This is a genomic window from Corynebacterium lubricantis DSM 45231 (genome assembly GCF_000379425.1).
GTDB lineage: Bacteria > Actinomycetota > Actinomycetes > Mycobacteriales > Mycobacteriaceae > Corynebacterium > Corynebacterium lubricantis.
Map to the genome: position 1 here is coordinate 126,286 of NZ_KB902236.1, position 14,434 is coordinate 140,719.

Here is a 14,434-nt window from a genome sequence, read left to right on the forward strand (position 1 = left end):
CTTGTCGAGTAAGTCACACAATTAGGGGGACGCAGTCATTCCCCCGTGGGGAGAAACATCGTAGGGTATAGGACGTGACTGCATTGAAATCCCTAGCAAAACTACTTGGAGCCATCGTTTTGGCTGCTGTAGTGATCGCAGCGTGTCTAGCCCCTTTCGCGGGTATTGGCGGTGTCGCCGTCGCCCGAACGAATGAGACGATGCAATCTAATCTTTCCGATCTTACCGACGGAACATCCCCGGGCGTGACTACGATTACTGATGTTAATGGTGACCCAATGGCATGGCTATACAACCAGCGCCGCCACGAGGTTGCACCCGAGGAGATCTCGCAGTCTGTTAAAGACGCATTGGTCGCCATTGAGGATCGTCGCTTTTACGAGCACGATGGCGTGGATATCCAGGGCACCGCTCGTGCTTTGTTTACGAACCTCGCTGCCGGTGGTGTCGAGCAGGGTGCGTCCACGATTAATCAGCAGTACGTCAAGAACTACTTGCTCCTGGTTGATGCGGAATCCACCGAGGAACAGATGCAGGCTACTGAGCAGTCCATTCCCCGCAAGCTGCGCGAGATGAAGATGGCTAGTGATCTGGATAAGAACTTGTCCAAGGATGAGATTCTCGGCCGCTACCTCAACATTGTTCCTTTCGGTAATCACGCTTACGGCATCGAGGCCGCCGCGCGTACCTATTACGGCATTAGTGCTGCGGAGCTGACTCCTCCACAATCGGCACTTCTTGTCGGAATCGTGCAGTCCTCGGAAGCGCTGAACCCGTATTACAACCCCGAGGGCGCAACCGAACGGCGCAATACTGTCTTGCAGGCAATGGCGGATGCCGGCTACCTCGAGCAAGCGGAAGCTGACGGATATGTCCAAGAACCGCTCGGTATCTTGGATTCCCCAGCTACCTTGCCCAACGGCTGTATCGCTGCCGAAGACCGCGGGTTCTTGTGCGATTACGCCCTGAACTACCTGAAGAACCAGGGAATGACCGACGAGCAGCTGCGCAACGATTCCTACACAATTCGGACCACTCTGGAACCCGATGCCCAAAACGCCGCACACAACGCCGTCACCTCCAACGTCGACCCTTATGCAGCTGGCGTCGCTGGCGTGATGAACGTTGTGCGTCCAGGTGAAAACTCCCGCGATATTGCCGCCATGGTCTCATCGCGCAATTACGGGCTCAGTATCGACGACGGGCAGACCTACCTCCCACAACCCAGTTCCTTAGTGGGCAACGGCGCAGGTTCTGTGTTCAAGTTGTTCACGGCAGCTGTCGCAATTGAAAAGGGCATGGGCATTGACACCATGCTGCCTGTTCCCAACCGAACCGAGGTCTACGGCCTGGGTGACGGTGGTGCCAGGAACTGCCCGGCCGGTGCCTACTGTGTAGAAAACGCAGGCAACTACCCAGCTGAGTTGTCGCTGAAAGACGCATTGTCCCAATCCCCGAACACTACTTTTGTCGAACTCATTGATGAAGTTGGCGTGTCAGAGACCGTGGACATGGCCGTGCGCCTGGGCCTGCGCTCCTACGAAGGTGAGGGCACTCACGGCGATACCTCCATCGCCCAGTACACAAAAGATGCCAACCTCGGTTCCTTTACCTTGGGTACCACCGCTGTGAACGCTTTGGAGCTGTCCAACGTGGGTGCCACAATCGCCTCCGGTGGTCGTTGGTGCGAGCCCAACCCGATCGCGGAGGTCACCGACCGCCAGGGGCGAGAGGTCTATATCGAGCGCCCTGATTGCGAATCTGTGATGGACCAGGACGTGGCTTACGCACTCGCGGACGCACTCAGCGGAGACGCCGTTGACGGCACCGCAGAAAACGCCGCGAATCAGTACGGTTGGTCCGCTCCTGTGTCGGCGAAAACCGGAACCACCGAATCAAACCAGTCGTCGGCGTTTATCGGTTTCAACGGTGCTCTTTCTGCCGCGCCATACATTTTCAACGACGGCACCAGCACCACCCCACTGTGTACTTCACCAGTGCGCCAGTGCGGTGACGGATCGCTTTTCGGTGGTCGCGAGCCCGCACAAACGTGGTTCTCTGCAGCAACGAATATTCCCGGGGCGGCCCAAGGCCGGCTCCCGGAGGCTGATGCCCGGTTTCTAGCTGGCGAGTCTCAAACGCTTCTCGACGATGTCAAGGGACTCAGCGAGCAGGACGCTCGCCGACAATTAGAAGAAGCAGGCTACAACGTCGAAACCCGCCAGGTGGCAGGTAACGGTGTTCCCCGCAACAACGTTGTGGCTGCACGCTCCGAAAACCAGATTCTCACATCTGGGGCGACAGTGATCCTGGATATTTCCGATGGCACCTCTGATGCTCCAGCGCCAACGCCACAGCAGGGCGGCGCCGAGTCCGGCACAAACAACGGTGGAACCCAGGACACGGGCAGCAACCAGGGCAACCGTGGCAGGTCACCAGCGCCGACATCGCCCACTGTTCAGGATCTGCAGGATGAAGCTGAACGCGTCGGCCAGCAACTCGCCGATCTGTTCAACAGCCTCTAAAAAAGACCTAGCTAGAAAGGCGGTCCTTGACCGCCTGGGAAAGCCGCTTGCCATCTACCTGGCCGGCGGCTTTTTCCGTGGCAACCTTCATGACCGAGCCCATGTCCTTCATGGATTCGGCTCCGGATTCGGCCACGGCCTCGTCGACAAGCGCTGCAACCTCGTCGTCGGAAAGCTGTGCTGGCTGGTAATCCTCGAACACTGCTACCTCGGCGAGCTCGGCATCCGCGAGCTCTTGACGGCCGTTCTCCGCGTAGATCTGAGCGGATTCCTTGCGCTTCTTGATCTCGCGGGCCACAACCTTGAGCACGTCCTCGTCGGTGAGTTCGTGCTTGGCACCGGAGGTCTCCTCCGTCTGAATGGCGGCAAGCAGCATGCGGATCGCGCCGAGGCGGACCTTGTCCTTCGCTTTCATTGCGGTTTTCATGTCATCGCGGATTGTGTCTTTTAGTTCACTCATGGGCTCAAGAGTACGCCACGGGTAGGATTGACACGATGAAGTTCTCCTCGATCCTCCGCACTACCGGAACACTAGCCGCCACCGGTGCCTTTGCTGGCGCTGTCGCGATCGCTTACGGTGTCAGCGAATTGAATAACTTCCGCCTGAAAACCTACGAGCTACCGCTCCTCGAGCCCGGCACCCTGCGTGGAAAAGAGGCTTTTACGATCCTCCACGTCTCGGACCTGCACATGATCAAGGGCCAGGAGACGAAGATTGCTTGGGTCTCGGCACTCGACGCGCTATCCCCTGACCTGGTGATTAACACCGGCGATAATCTTTCCGACGAGCGCGGGGTCCCCGATGCCCTGCGCGCGCTCGGCCCGCTGCTCGACCGACCCGGCGCGTTCGTCTTCGGCACCAACGACTATTGGGCGCCGCGCATGGTCAACCCACTGAAGTACCTCACGGGCACCAAGCGCACTCCCTCGTACGTAGATTTGCCGTGGAAGGGCATGCGCGCCGCATTCATCGAGCACGGTTGGCAGGACGCCACGCACCAGCGGCTCGAGTTCCAGGTCGGTTCGGTGCGCCTCGCTATCACGGGTGTCGACGACCCCCACCACGAACTCGACGACTACGACCAGATCGCGGGTCCGCCAAACGAGGACGCCGATCTGACGATCGGCTTATTGCACGCGCCTTATCGACGAGTGCTTGAGCGCTTCGAATCCGACGGCTACCAGCTCGCTTTGTCCGGCCATACCCATGGCGGTCAAATCTGCCTGCCTGGTGAGCGCGCAATTATCACCAACGCGGACATCGACAGGAAGCGTGCTTCCGGCCTGCACCGATTCGGCCACATGTGGATGGAGGTCAGCAACGGGCTGGGCACCTCGCGTTATGCTCCGGTCCGCATCTTCTGCCCGCCGTCGGCCGCGCTGATTAGGGTCACTGAACGCAGCTAGATTTCATTGACTTCGCCGATTGGGACCGATGATGGGCGATTTGGGGTCTTTCGAAAACCGGGCGTATAGTTTTCGATAGCACTTTTTAGTTGCATCGGGATATGGCGCAGCTTGGTAGCGCACTTCGTTCGGGACGAAGGGGTCGCAGGTTCAAATCCTGTTATCCCGACTCAGATGCAGCCCACCCTATTACCGGGTGGGCTTTCCTGTTTCTTGGGTCGCCAATCAATAGGGTTTCGTACACACTTTCGGGGTTGATAAGTTGCGGTGTCCACCGGCTGCGTTATCTTCGTAACTCCAACTGAACAACTGAAGATAAGGACTGATGCCCGTGCGTCTGTTTGTGATCCGTCACCCAAAGAGGGCCGATGGCACTGACTGGGACGAAACCCGCCCCGCACACGACATTGAACGAATCATTGAGTCCCCCGGAGACGGAACTGCAGTGCACTTCGAGCACATGTGGCTGCGCCACACCGCAGAGAAGATCTACGGCAAGGACGCCCTCCGAGCAGTCTTTCTGGACACGATCATCTGCAACGAGGACGATGACGAATATTCCTACCGCAGCTACGAGATGATCGAATCCGAGAACTACAGGCCGCGCCCGGCCCGACCAGCCTAAGCGGACGGGGCAGTCGGAGCAGCCGGAGCGGGCTGCACTGCCGGGGCAGCTTCGCGGCTACGCAGCGCCTCCACGCCCAGCACAGCGAGTACCACCGACAGCGCTAGCGCGATCCACATCGCCTGCTGGTTTCCGTGGTTACCCGCAGCGGAGACAACCGTGGTGGTCCAGTGCAGTGGCATGAAGGCGGCCACGTGCTCCCAGGCCGCTGCCACAGTGCCCACGCTGGCGGTCTTCCACACCCAGCCCACAACGCCGACCTGGATGGCGGCGAATGCGGCCGCGATACCAGCACCGATGCGTGGGCCGAAAACATTCAGCACCAGCCAGGTCACGCCGGTCGCTGCAGCCACCGCGGTAAACAGCGCCGCGGCGAAAAGCAACATGGCCACAGGGGTCAGGCCAGCACCCAACACCATCACCAAGATCAGGCCGATGACGGTCAGGAAGGCGGCGCCAAAGCCTGCAATGGACCAGCGAGAGCCCGGCGCGGCATAGGCGGCCAGGGCGAGCGCCAATCCGCCGAGCACCATCAAGGCCGCGATCAACATGGCCACCAGGGGTGACAGCGCCGAGGTCACTGCCTCTTCCTCCTCGGCAGCCGCGGTGGTCTCCGCTGCGCCGGCTGCCTGCGGGGTCGGGCCCGGGATGGCACGGCGCACCGTATCGATCTTGTCGCCGGTGTTGGTAGCAATCGTGTCTACTTGGGTGGCGCCGTCGGCAAGTTCCTGGGAGCCATCGCGGGCAGTGGTGACCCCGTCGCGCAGCTGGGCCAAACCGTTTGCCAGCTCGGTCGAACCGGTGGTGGCCTGGTACATGCCGTCGAAGAATGGGTAGCCCGGGGTGGCCAGCTGGTTGGCTAGCTCTCGGGAGCCGTCACGTAATTGGTTCAGCTGGGTCACAATGTCCTCGGGCAGCTGGGCCACCTCGACCTGTCCGCGCAGGTCTGTTAGCGATTGTCGGGCTGCTTGCACCTCGGGGTCTTGAACTCCTTCGGTATCAGCCACCGCGCGGTCGATGGCACCGATCACCTGGCCCTTAATCGCCTCGAAGCCCACCACCGCGTTCACGGCAGTGCCTACCCCGTCGGCGACCTGGTTCGCGCCGGAACCGAGCTCAGCCAAGCCTCCGGAAAGCGCATTCATGCCGTTGGAAAGTTCCTGGGCGCCTTGCTGTGCTGTGTCGGCACCACCGGCAAGCTCATCCAGACCGTCGCGCAGGGCCACGCTGCCGTCTTTGAGCTGCGTGGTGCCCTGGGTGAGAAAGCCCGTCTGGGCGCCTGCTTCACCGGTGGCGCGGCGGGCGTCGATAAGCGAATCGGGGCCTGGGGTTGCTGCGGGCGCACCGGTGACCTGCTCGCCGCTGCTCCACGTGGTGGCGGGACTCATGGGAAGAAACGCACCCACGATGAGGACGATGACGGCGGCGATCAGGCGGAGCTTCATGGTTGAAAACCTAGCGTTTCCACCACGAAACCCCGGGTAGGCGCACCGCTGCTGGCATTAGGCCTTTTCGGATTCTTCCTGCTCCTGCTTGCGTGCTTCGAATACTTCTGGCTTTTCTAGGTTGATGTCGTCGTCGATAGGCGCGACCATCTGCGTGCCACGCAACACGGCGGAACGGGCAATGAGCAACGACCCCATCGCTGATGTACCCAACAGCACCACCACTGCGAACAGCGCGATGAAAAAGCTCCACAGGGATGGGTCCTTAAACCAGATACCCAACACCACGAAGGACACGCCGAAGCCCGATGCCGTGCCCACCGCGGAGATGCGCGCGTACACGTCGTAGAAGGCCACAAGGCCTAAGGCACAAATAGCGAAGTTGAGCGCACCGACGACGATGAGGATGTCGCCAATGATGTTCATGACCTGCATTAACGTTCACCTCGCAGCAGCGCGCGCGAGAAGGACACGGCGGATAGGAAGCCGACCAAGGCGGCAACGAGCACGATGTCCAAGGTGTAGCTGGATCCGCCACGGAAGCCCAAGAGGGCGAGCAGGCCGATCAGGATGAACATCATGAGGTCGGCGGCGGTGGCGCGGTCGGCGCGGGACGGTCCGACGAGCATGCGGTAGCCGGCCGGGACCGCGCACATGCCGAAGATGGCGATGGCGATATCGATGGCGATCATGGTTGAGCCTCCTCGTTGAGCTCGGGGTGAATCATCAGCCCTTTGAGCATGCGGGTTTCCATGTCTCGTAGGTCGGCGCGGAGCGCGTCGGCACTATCGTGGTACAGCCCGTGCACGTACATCACGCGCACGCCCTTGTCGGTGGTTTCGCCCGCACCGACGACGAGCGTACCGGGGGTGACCGTGATCAGGGCTGCGATCAGGGTGTAGAAGCCTTCAGTGAGGCTGACGCATTCGTAGCGGGCGATGCATGGGGTGGCGTCGTTGCCTGGGGTGACCACGTCCTTGATCACCGACGAGTTGGCCACTGCGAACTCTTTTGCGTACCAGGCCCAGAATCCGAGGACTCTCAAAGGCCAGGAAAGGATCGAACTCATGCGTTCATCACCGCGCTTACGTAGCTAGTAGTATCCATGAGATTTTCGGTTGCCACCTCGGCCCAGCCCATGAGCACCTGGGCACCGAGACCAATGGCGAGAGTGAGCACCGCCAGGATAACGGCCGGCGCACCCAGCCAGAATCCCACGCGGGCAGGTGCTGCAGTATCGACGGGCACGCGCGCCTTGGAGGCGTGGCCCCAGAACATGCCGTTCCAGATCTTCAGCATGGACAGCAGGGTGATCAGGGACACGATCACCATGATGACCAGCGCGTAGATCTCGCCTGCGTCCCAGGCTGCCAGCATCAGGGAGAACTTGGCCACGAAGCCGGAGAACGGCGGGATACCGGCAAGTGAGAGGGCTGCGGCGAAGAAGGCCACGGCCATCCACGGTTCGCGGCGGGCGATGCCTGCCAGGTCCCCGATCTTGCCGGTGCCGTATCTGACTTCGACGGCGCCTGTGGACATGAATAGCGATGCCTTCACAATCATGTGGTGCACCAGGTAGAAGATGCCGGCGGTAATGCCAAGCTGGGTGAAAATGCCCAGGCCCAGCAAAATGTAGCCCAGCTGGGAGACCATGTGGAAGGTCAGGATCGAGCGGGCGTCCTTCTCGCCTACTGCGCCGAGCACGCCGATGAGCATGGTCAGCGAGAAGAGCAGAACCAGGATCCAGAGGAATCGCTCGTCGCCGTCGAACATGACGGCGTAGATGCGATACAGAATGTACACCGCGACCTTGGTGTGCAGGCCCGAAAAGAGCGCAGTTACAGCCGGGGAGGTGTACGGGTAGCTGCGTGCCAGCCAGGAGTGCACTGGCACCACCGAGGCTTTGGTCAGCATGGACAGCATCACAATGGAGGTAGCAATGGCCACGGCCGGGTCGGCGGAGGCCGCGCCGTCGAGCTGCGCCAGGTTCACGGTGCCGGCGGTGCCGTACACCATGGCTACACCGGCCAGGAACATCGTGGAGGCCAGCAGGTTGGCGGTAACGAACAGGCGCACGCCGCCGACCATGATGTTGCCGCCGCGGCGGTGGATGGACAGCACGTACAGTCCGTAACTTGGTAGCAGCATCACTTCGAGGAACACGAAGAAGTTGAAGATATCCGCCGTGAGAATCGCTCCGTTGACACCGGTCATAAGCACAAGGATCAGTGGCGCGAAGTACGGTTCCTTCGCATATCCGCTGGCTACTGCAAACCAGGCGGAGGCCAGCGCGAGGATGCCAGTGGTGGTCAGCATCAGGGCGGCGAACATGTCGGCCGCAAACGGAATCGCGATGCCGAAAGGCCAGTTACCTGTGCCGGAGGCGAATGTGGTGCCGTCGAGCGTGCCGTAGATCAGAAAACCGGAGGCGATCTGTGCTGCGATCAGCGTGGCAAACATGCCCACGTATTGCAGCCACAGGGGGCGGCGGACCATCACAAGGAAGCCGGCGACTACCAGCGGGATGGCAACGTAGAGGGTGAGGTAGGTGCTCACCAGGTCGTAGTTGAGTGTCATCGCTGCTTTTCACCAACTTCTGGGGTGTCCGCTGGGTTAGGTGCGAGTTCCTGGTAGAACTCGTCAGCATCGTCAGCGTCGGGGCGGGCGTGAGATTCTTCGGAGAGGTCGTCGTCGGCACGCGTTGCATCGCCTGGCTTGCCGACGATCGCCGTGACCAGCATGAAGATCGTAATGGAGAAAGAAATCACGATGGCGGTCAGAACGAAGGCCTGGGGCAGCGGGTCGGCGGCCGTGGCTGTGTCGGTGTGGGCTCCGAAGGGTTCGTCGCGCCAGCTGATGCCGCCGGCGGCCAGGATCATCAGGTTGACTGCGTGGCTGAGCAGGACGAAACCGATGGAAATGCGGAACATGTCGGGGCGCATCATCAGATACACGGCGCCCGCCATGAGGATTCCAACTGTCAAAGCGAGAATCATGCGTTGCTCCTTTCAGCTGGTTGGGCGATTTCCTTACCGTCGACCACAACACCCACGTCGCCTTGGCCGGCTTCGGGAGCGCCGTCTTCGGGCTCGCCCGGGTCATCGGTTGGGATACCTGCCAGGTTGATCGATGCCAGGATGACGCCCAGCACGGCGAGGTAGACACCCAGGTCGAAGATCAACGAGGTGGTCAGGTGGATACCAAAGACGTAGGTCGACAGCGGGGTGAGGTAGCTTCCTTCGAAGTAGCCCAAAAGGCCGGTCGCTGCGCCGATGAAGATACCGGAGCCGATCAGCGACATGTATGGCCACTTCACCTTGGCTTCCTGGTCGGAGGCCGCCATGAGGTAGAGCATGGCAAACCCGGCTGCGCCCACCAACGCGGCCACGAAGCCGCCACCGGTGGCGTTGTGTCCGCGGAAGAACAGCACCACGGAGATCACCACGATGAGCGGGAGCACCAGGCGCGAGGCCGAACGCAGGAACACCGAGTTGTTTCGGGCGCTATATACCGGCGAGAAGATATTCAGGCGCGCCTTCGCGCGTGGGCGCAGCGGACGGGCGCGCAGCAGCACCACAACCGCGATACCGGCCACGCCCAAGACGGTCAGCTCGCCCAGGGTATCGAATGCACGGAACTCCACCAGGATGGTGTTGACGATGTTGTCGCCGCCAGTGGCAATGGGGCCTTCGCGCAGGTAGTACTCTGCTGCATCGGTCTTTTCGCGGCGGCCCGTTAGTGCCATCACGGCCAACATGGAGGTCACGCCCACTGCTACTGCCAGCACGGCAGAGGACAGAATCGACGAGCGGCGTTCGCGCGGGAAGCGGTCCGGGAGCCGGTGCAGGATCATCACCATCACCACGACGGTGAGGATTTCCACCGTGAGCTGGGTGGTGGCCACGTCGGCGGCACCGAGGTTGAAGAACCACAAGGTCGTACCGAAACCGACAATGCCCACAACGATAGCAAGGGTCACACGCGATTGCGCCTTCAACGACGAGGCGACACCTACTGCCACGATGAGCAGTAAGACCCAGTCAGCTGGTTCGTAGCGAGGGCCCACAGGTGCCGGGATGTCGTTAAGGGTGAATAGCCCGATCACACCGATGACCACGAGTCCGAGTAGTGGGGCTGCCAGGTGGCGGCGCTGCGAGGTCGTGCCGGTGGCAGCGGTAAAGCGCGCGCCGAATGCGATGGTTCCGCTGCGGAATGCTTCCACCACTTCGATGCCGGTGACCGGAGCGCGGTAGTCGCTGAGGAAGGCGGCCACGGCCCAACGGCGCCATGCCAGGACGGAACCGCAGACGATAATGAGCGCCGACAACGCCAGGGGCAGGTTGAATCCGTGCCACAGGGCCAGATGCGGGTCGAGTACTTCGCCGGTGGCGGCCAGTGCGGCATCGGCGACAGCCGAGTTTAGCATCTGCGGGTACAGGCCCACCAGCACAGTAACCACGGTCAAGATGGCCGGGATGATGTAGAAGGTCGGTGCTGCTTCGCCCTTGACTGGGATCTTGTCGTCCCCCGTGCGGTTGCCCAGCACGCCCAGGATGTAGCGGTAGGAGTAGGCAAAGGTAAAGATCGAGGTCACCACGATCGCACCGGTGATCAGCGTCATCGTTGCGTCGCCGAACGGTGCACTCAGTCCCGCGCCTAAGAGCATTTCCTTGGACACGAAGCCTGCCAGTGGCGGGATACCAGCCATGGATGCGGCGGAAATCACCACGATGGTTTGGGTCACTGGCATCTTCACCCGGAGCGTGCGTAGTTCGTTGAAGTCGCGGGTGCCGGTCTCGTGTTCGACGATGCCCACCGACATAAACAGGGTTGCCTTGAAGGTCGCGTGCGCAATGGTGTGCACGATGGCCGCGGTGAGTGCTTCCTTGGTACCAATGCCCACCACGGCAACCAGAAGACCCAGCTGGGACATGGTGGAGTACGCCAAAAGCGCCTTCAGGTCGTTTTGCTTCACGGCGGTCATGGCGCCGAAGAGGGCGGTAAACAGGCCAGAGGAGATCAGCAGCACGTTCCAGATGCCAATGCCCTCGAACATCGGCGAGTAGCGCAGGATCAGGTAGATACCGGCCTTGACCATGGCGGCGGCGTGGAGGTAGGCGGACACTGGGGCGATCGCCACCATGGAATCCGGCAGCCAGGCCTGGAATGGGAACTGGGCCGACTTAGTAAACGCGGCACCGGCCACCAGGCAGGCCACAGCCGTGGTCAGGCCCGTGTTTTCCTGCCAGACCGGGTCGGCGATCACGGCGGAGAGCTGGGTGGTGCCAGTAGTAATCACCATGATCACCGTGGCGGTGAGCAGCAGCAGGCCGCCGGCAACAGTCACCAGCAGGGTCCGGATCGCAGGCTCGTAGCCCTTCTCGCCACCGTTAGCGATGAGGAAGAAGGAGCACAGGGTGGTCATTTCCCATGCGATGTAGAAGACCACGAGGTCGTCGGTAAGCACAAGCGCACTCATCGCAAGCGCAAAGCCACAGATGAGCATGTAGAACGAGGCTTTGCCCTCGTGAAGGTAGCGCGTGGAATACATGAGCACGCCAGCGCCAATAATAAGGACTAGAAGAAGGAAGACGAGCGACAGGCCGTCGATGCGGGCGGCGAAGTCCACACCCAGAGACGGAATCCAGCTCACTGATTCTTCGTGTACATTCCCGGATCTGGGAGACACATATGACATCACGCCCATGACAGCAGAGGCAACCAAAGGAACGGCCAGTAGCCATCCCGCGTTGCGCCCAAGCATGCGGGTGATCATTGGTGCGAGGGCAACGGTAATGCCCAGCACCGCTAAGAGAATAAATAACATAATTGCCCCGGTGGTTTTCTTTCGTGGTAGCGGCCAGAAGCAGCGCCCCACGCGGATGAACGGGTAGTGCTAGTAAACGTGGGTGGCATAGGGGCGCCCGTGGCCTGCACCGGAAAGGTGTGGCCCCCACGATGTGGTGTAACCGTTGGTCCCGGGCCCCGCAATCCACGCCGCACGGTGGTGGCGGCGTGGATTGCGGGGCCGAGAGAAATAACGCACGGTTCAACCCTAGCAGGTAGCACCGAGTGGTTTCCCAGCGGAATCTAAGTTCCCCTAACCCCCGAAACAGCCCTGGGGATCACTACGATCCCCAGGGCATTATCTAGCGGAGGCGATTATGCGCCGCGCTTCTTTGCAAGCGACTCGCGAACCTTCTGGCCCAGGTTCTCGTCGACGTTGGTCCAGTACTGGTAGACGCGCTCTTCGATGTCCTTGTTGGTGATGCCGTTCATCGCGTTGGTGATGTTGTGCACCAGACGCTCCTTCTCACCATCGTCGAAGACGTCGCGGTACAGGGTACCTGCCTGGCCGAAGTCATCGTCCTCTTCGTGCTTGACGTATGCGTAGCGGCCGATGTCGGAACCGTGTGGCTCTGGGTTGACGTAGAGGTCTGCGCCCTGGCCGTACTCGGTGTGGTTGGAGGAGGAATCCTCGCCGTTGTCCAGGAAGCCTGCACCCTTGGAGTAGCTGTTCGGGGTGTAGTTTGGCTCGGACTCTTCGTTGAAGAAGTACGCCATGGAGCCGCGCTCGGAGTAGGTGTTGACCTCGTTGATCGGACGGTTTACCGGAATATCGCGGTAGTTTGGTCCGATGCGGTAACGCTGCTGGTCAGCGTATGCGAACACGCGAGCCTGCAGCATGCGGTCTGGGGAGAGGCCAACGCCTGGAACCAGGTTAGATGGATCCAGCGCGAGCTGCTCGATCTGTGCGTGGAAGTTCTTTGGGTTGCGGTTCAGAACGAAGTAGCCCACATCGATCAGTGGGTAATCCTTCTGGGACCAGGTCTTGGTCAGATCGAATGGGTTGAAGCGGTAGTTCTCTGCCTCTTCCACTGGCATGATCTGGACCTTGACGTCCCAGATTGGGTAATCGCCATTAGCGATGGAGTTGTAGAGGTCCTCGCGCTGGTAGTCAGCGTTCTGGCCTGCAACAACTGCAGCCTCTTCGTCGGTGAAGGTCTCCCAGCCCTGGCGGGTCTTGAAGTGGTACTTCACCCAGACTGGCTTGCCCTCTTCGTTGATCCACTGGAAGGTGTGGGAGCCGAAGCCGTCCTGGTGGCGGGAGGTCTTAGGGGTACCGCGGTCGCCCATCAGGTAGGTCACCTGGTGTGCGGACTCTGGGGTACGGGTCCAGAAATCCCACTGCATCTCAGCGGAACGCAGGCCGGTAGCAGGGTTGCGCTTCTGGGAGTGGATGAAGTCTGCGAACTTAATGCCGTCGCGCAGGAAGAAGGTCGGGGTGTTGTTGCCAACAATGTCGTAGTTGCCGTCTTCGGTGTAGAAGCGCAGGGCAAAACCGTGCACGTCGCGCCAGGTATCTGGGGAGCCAGCCTCACCAGCAACGGTGGAGAAACGGATAGCCAAAGGGGTTACTGCATCCTTTTGGAACAGCTTTGCCTTGGTGTACTGGGAAACATCCTCGGTGATGTGCAGCTCACCGAAAGCGCCGTGGCCCTTTGCGTGAGGGATGCGCTCTGGAACGTTCTCGCGGTTGAAGTGTGCGAGCTTCTCAATCAGGTGGATGTCGTTGAGAACGACTGGGCCCTGAGGACCTGCGGTCACCGAGATGTTCTCGGAAGGAACTGGGGTTCCGTTGTGACGAGTGGTTTGGCCATTGCCTGCTGGGCGCTCACCGCGCGCAACGATGTCTTCTACGGACTTGTCAGCCACGCTAGACTCCTTAAGTAGATATTATTAATCGGTCGCAATTCATAGTTTACGCGACCCGGGAGCTTTCACAACCGAATTCAGCATCTTCCCAGGCGCACACTCACCAGGATAACCAAATTTGGGGGCTGGTAACCTTTACTTTCGTGAACAGGCGTAATGACGAGCACGTCACCGAGCTAGCCCTGCGGGCAGGGCGGGGCGACAAGCGCGCATTAACCGAGTTCATTGAAGCCACACACGACGATGTTTGGCGCCTACTCGCCCACCTCGCCGGCCGAGAATACGCCGACGATCTCACCCAGGAAACCTATCTGCGCGTGATGGGCTCGCTACCGAATTTCGCCGCGCGTTCGTCGGCACGCACATGGTTACTCTCCCTGGCACGTCGCGTCTGGGTGGACTCCGTGCGCCACGACATGGCGCGCCCGCGCAAGTCCGCCATGGAGGTCGATGATGCGACTGCGAGTACCCCGAGCCCCGATAATCCGAATTCGTGGAGCGAAATCATCGATCTTCGCACGCTTATCGACGAGCTCCCGCCCGAACGTCGCGAAGCACTCATCTTGACCCAGGTACTCGGCTACACCTACGAAGAAGCCGCCAACATTGCAGGCGTGCGCGTGGGCACGATCCGCTCCCGCGTGGCCCGGGCCCGGCGCGACCTCATCGCGGGCACCGAAGAATAAAGACTAATCCCACCCCGCCCACATCACTGT

13 protein-coding genes and 1 tRNA gene are annotated in these 14,434 nt (G+C 60.7%); 5 read left to right on the forward strand and 9 right to left on the reverse strand.

The window, feature by feature from the left end; genetic code table 11:
- Positions 1-74 precede the first annotated feature (74 nt).
- On the forward strand, positions 75-2,525 hold the full coding sequence (locus tag A37O_RS0112985) for a transglycosylase domain-containing protein (protein ID WP_026196377.1): 2,451 nt from the start codon (positions 75-77) through the stop codon (positions 2,523-2,525).
- 7 nt (positions 2,526-2,532) lie between these two features.
- On the opposite strand, the gene A37O_RS0112990 is transcribed toward A37O_RS0112985, so the two are convergent.
- Complete coding sequence (locus A37O_RS0112990) at positions 2,533-2,985, reverse strand: GatB/YqeY domain-containing protein (protein WP_018297941.1); 453 nt, start codon at positions 2,983-2,985, stop codon at positions 2,533-2,535.
- A gap of 35 nt (positions 2,986-3,020) precedes the next feature.
- Here A37O_RS0112990 and A37O_RS0112995 point away from each other — a divergent pair, with 35 nt between their 5' ends.
- The 3 genes from A37O_RS0112995 to A37O_RS0113005 all read left to right on the forward strand — a co-directional run bounded on the left by A37O_RS0112995 (position 3,021) and on the right by A37O_RS0113005 (position 4,557).
- Positions 3,021-3,932 carry a metallophosphoesterase gene (locus A37O_RS0112995; RefSeq protein WP_018297942.1) on the forward strand — a complete coding sequence of 304 codons (912 nt, stop codon included), beginning with the start codon at positions 3,021-3,023 and terminating at the stop codon, positions 3,930-3,932.
- 95 nt (positions 3,933-4,027) lie between these two features.
- Positions 4,028-4,101, forward strand: a tRNA-Pro gene (locus A37O_RS0113000).
- A gap of 162 nt (positions 4,102-4,263) precedes the next feature.
- Positions 4,264-4,557 carry a hypothetical protein gene (locus A37O_RS0113005; RefSeq protein WP_156802606.1) on the forward strand — a complete coding sequence of 98 codons (294 nt, stop codon included), beginning with the start codon at positions 4,264-4,266 and terminating at the stop codon, positions 4,555-4,557.
- On the opposite strand, the gene A37O_RS0113010 is transcribed toward A37O_RS0113005, so the two are convergent.
- From A37O_RS0113010 to A37O_RS0113045, 8 genes are all read right to left on the reverse strand, one after another.
- Positions 4,554-6,002, reverse strand: a complete 1,449-nt coding sequence (locus A37O_RS0113010; RefSeq protein ID WP_018297944.1) for a hypothetical protein — start codon at positions 6,000-6,002, stop codon at positions 4,554-4,556. The genes A37O_RS0113005 and A37O_RS0113010 overlap by 4 nt on opposite strands.
- Before the next feature lie 57 nt (positions 6,003-6,059).
- A complete protein-coding gene (locus A37O_RS0113015; protein WP_018297945.1) occupies positions 6,060-6,437 on the reverse strand; it encodes a cation:proton antiporter in 378 nt (125 codons plus the stop codon).
- A complete protein-coding gene (locus A37O_RS0113020) occupies positions 6,437-6,694 on the reverse strand; it encodes an MrpF/PhaF family protein (protein ID WP_018297946.1) in 258 nt (85 codons plus the stop codon). Before A37O_RS0113020 ends, A37O_RS0113015 begins: the two co-directional genes overlap by 1 nt.
- Positions 6,691-7,071 carry a Na+/H+ antiporter subunit E gene (locus A37O_RS0113025; RefSeq protein WP_018297947.1) on the reverse strand — a complete coding sequence of 127 codons (381 nt, stop codon included), beginning with the start codon at positions 7,069-7,071 and terminating at the stop codon, positions 6,691-6,693. The genes A37O_RS0113020 and A37O_RS0113025 overlap by 4 nt, the downstream gene beginning before the upstream one ends.
- Positions 7,068-8,579: a monovalent cation/H+ antiporter subunit D family protein gene (locus A37O_RS0113030; protein ID WP_018297948.1), complete on the reverse strand. Its 1,512-nt coding sequence runs from the start codon at positions 8,577-8,579 to the stop codon at positions 7,068-7,070. The genes A37O_RS0113025 and A37O_RS0113030 overlap by 4 nt, the downstream gene beginning before the upstream one ends.
- Positions 8,576-8,998, reverse strand: a complete 423-nt coding sequence (locus tag A37O_RS0113035) for a sodium:proton antiporter (protein WP_018297949.1) — start codon at positions 8,996-8,998, stop codon at positions 8,576-8,578. Before A37O_RS0113035 ends, A37O_RS0113030 begins: the two co-directional genes overlap by 4 nt.
- Positions 8,995-11,829: a DUF4040 family protein gene (locus A37O_RS0113040; protein ID WP_018297950.1), complete on the reverse strand. Its 2,835-nt coding sequence runs from the start codon at positions 11,827-11,829 to the stop codon at positions 8,995-8,997. Before A37O_RS0113040 ends, A37O_RS0113035 begins: the two co-directional genes overlap by 4 nt.
- A 335-nt stretch (positions 11,830-12,164) precedes the next feature.
- Positions 12,165-13,718 (reverse strand): catalase, encoded by a 1,554-nt coding sequence (locus tag A37O_RS0113045; RefSeq protein ID WP_018297951.1) that lies wholly within the window; start codon positions 13,716-13,718, stop codon positions 12,165-12,167.
- Between the two features lie 143 nt (positions 13,719-13,861).
- Here A37O_RS0113045 and A37O_RS0113050 point away from each other — a divergent pair, with 143 nt between their 5' ends.
- A complete protein-coding gene (locus tag A37O_RS0113050) occupies positions 13,862-14,404 on the forward strand; it encodes an RNA polymerase sigma factor (protein WP_018297952.1) in 543 nt (180 codons plus the stop codon).
- The last annotated feature ends 30 nt before the right edge of the window (positions 14,405-14,434 follow it).

Coding starts and splice junctions, on each gene's coding strand:
- A37O_RS0112990 (WP_018297941.1), bottom strand. CDS start 2,985: ATGAGTGAACTAAAAGACACAATCCGCGATGACATGAAAACCGCAATG.
- A37O_RS0112995 (WP_018297942.1), top strand. CDS start 3,021: ATGAAGTTCTCCTCGATCCTCCGCACTACCGGAACACTAGCCGCCACC.
- A37O_RS0113010 (WP_018297944.1), bottom strand. CDS start 6,002: ATGAAGCTCCGCCTGATCGCCGCCGTCATCGTCCTCATCGTGGGTGCG.
- A37O_RS0113015 (WP_018297945.1), bottom strand. CDS start 6,437: ATGCAGGTCATGAACATCATTGGCGACATCCTCATCGTCGTCGGTGCG.
- A37O_RS0113020 (WP_018297946.1), bottom strand. CDS start 6,694: ATGATCGCCATCGATATCGCCATCGCCATCTTCGGCATGTGCGCGGTC.
- A37O_RS0113025 (WP_018297947.1), bottom strand. CDS start 7,071: ATGAGTTCGATCCTTTCCTGGCCTTTGAGAGTCCTCGGATTCTGGGCC.
- A37O_RS0113030 (WP_018297948.1), bottom strand. CDS start 8,579: ATGACACTCAACTACGACCTGGTGAGCACCTACCTCACCCTCTACGTT.
- A37O_RS0113035 (WP_018297949.1), bottom strand. CDS start 8,998: ATGATTCTCGCTTTGACAGTTGGAATCCTCATGGCGGGCGCCGTGTAT.
- A37O_RS0113040 (WP_018297950.1), bottom strand. CDS start 11,829: ATGTTATTTATTCTCTTAGCGGTGCTGGGCATTACCGTTGCCCTCGCA.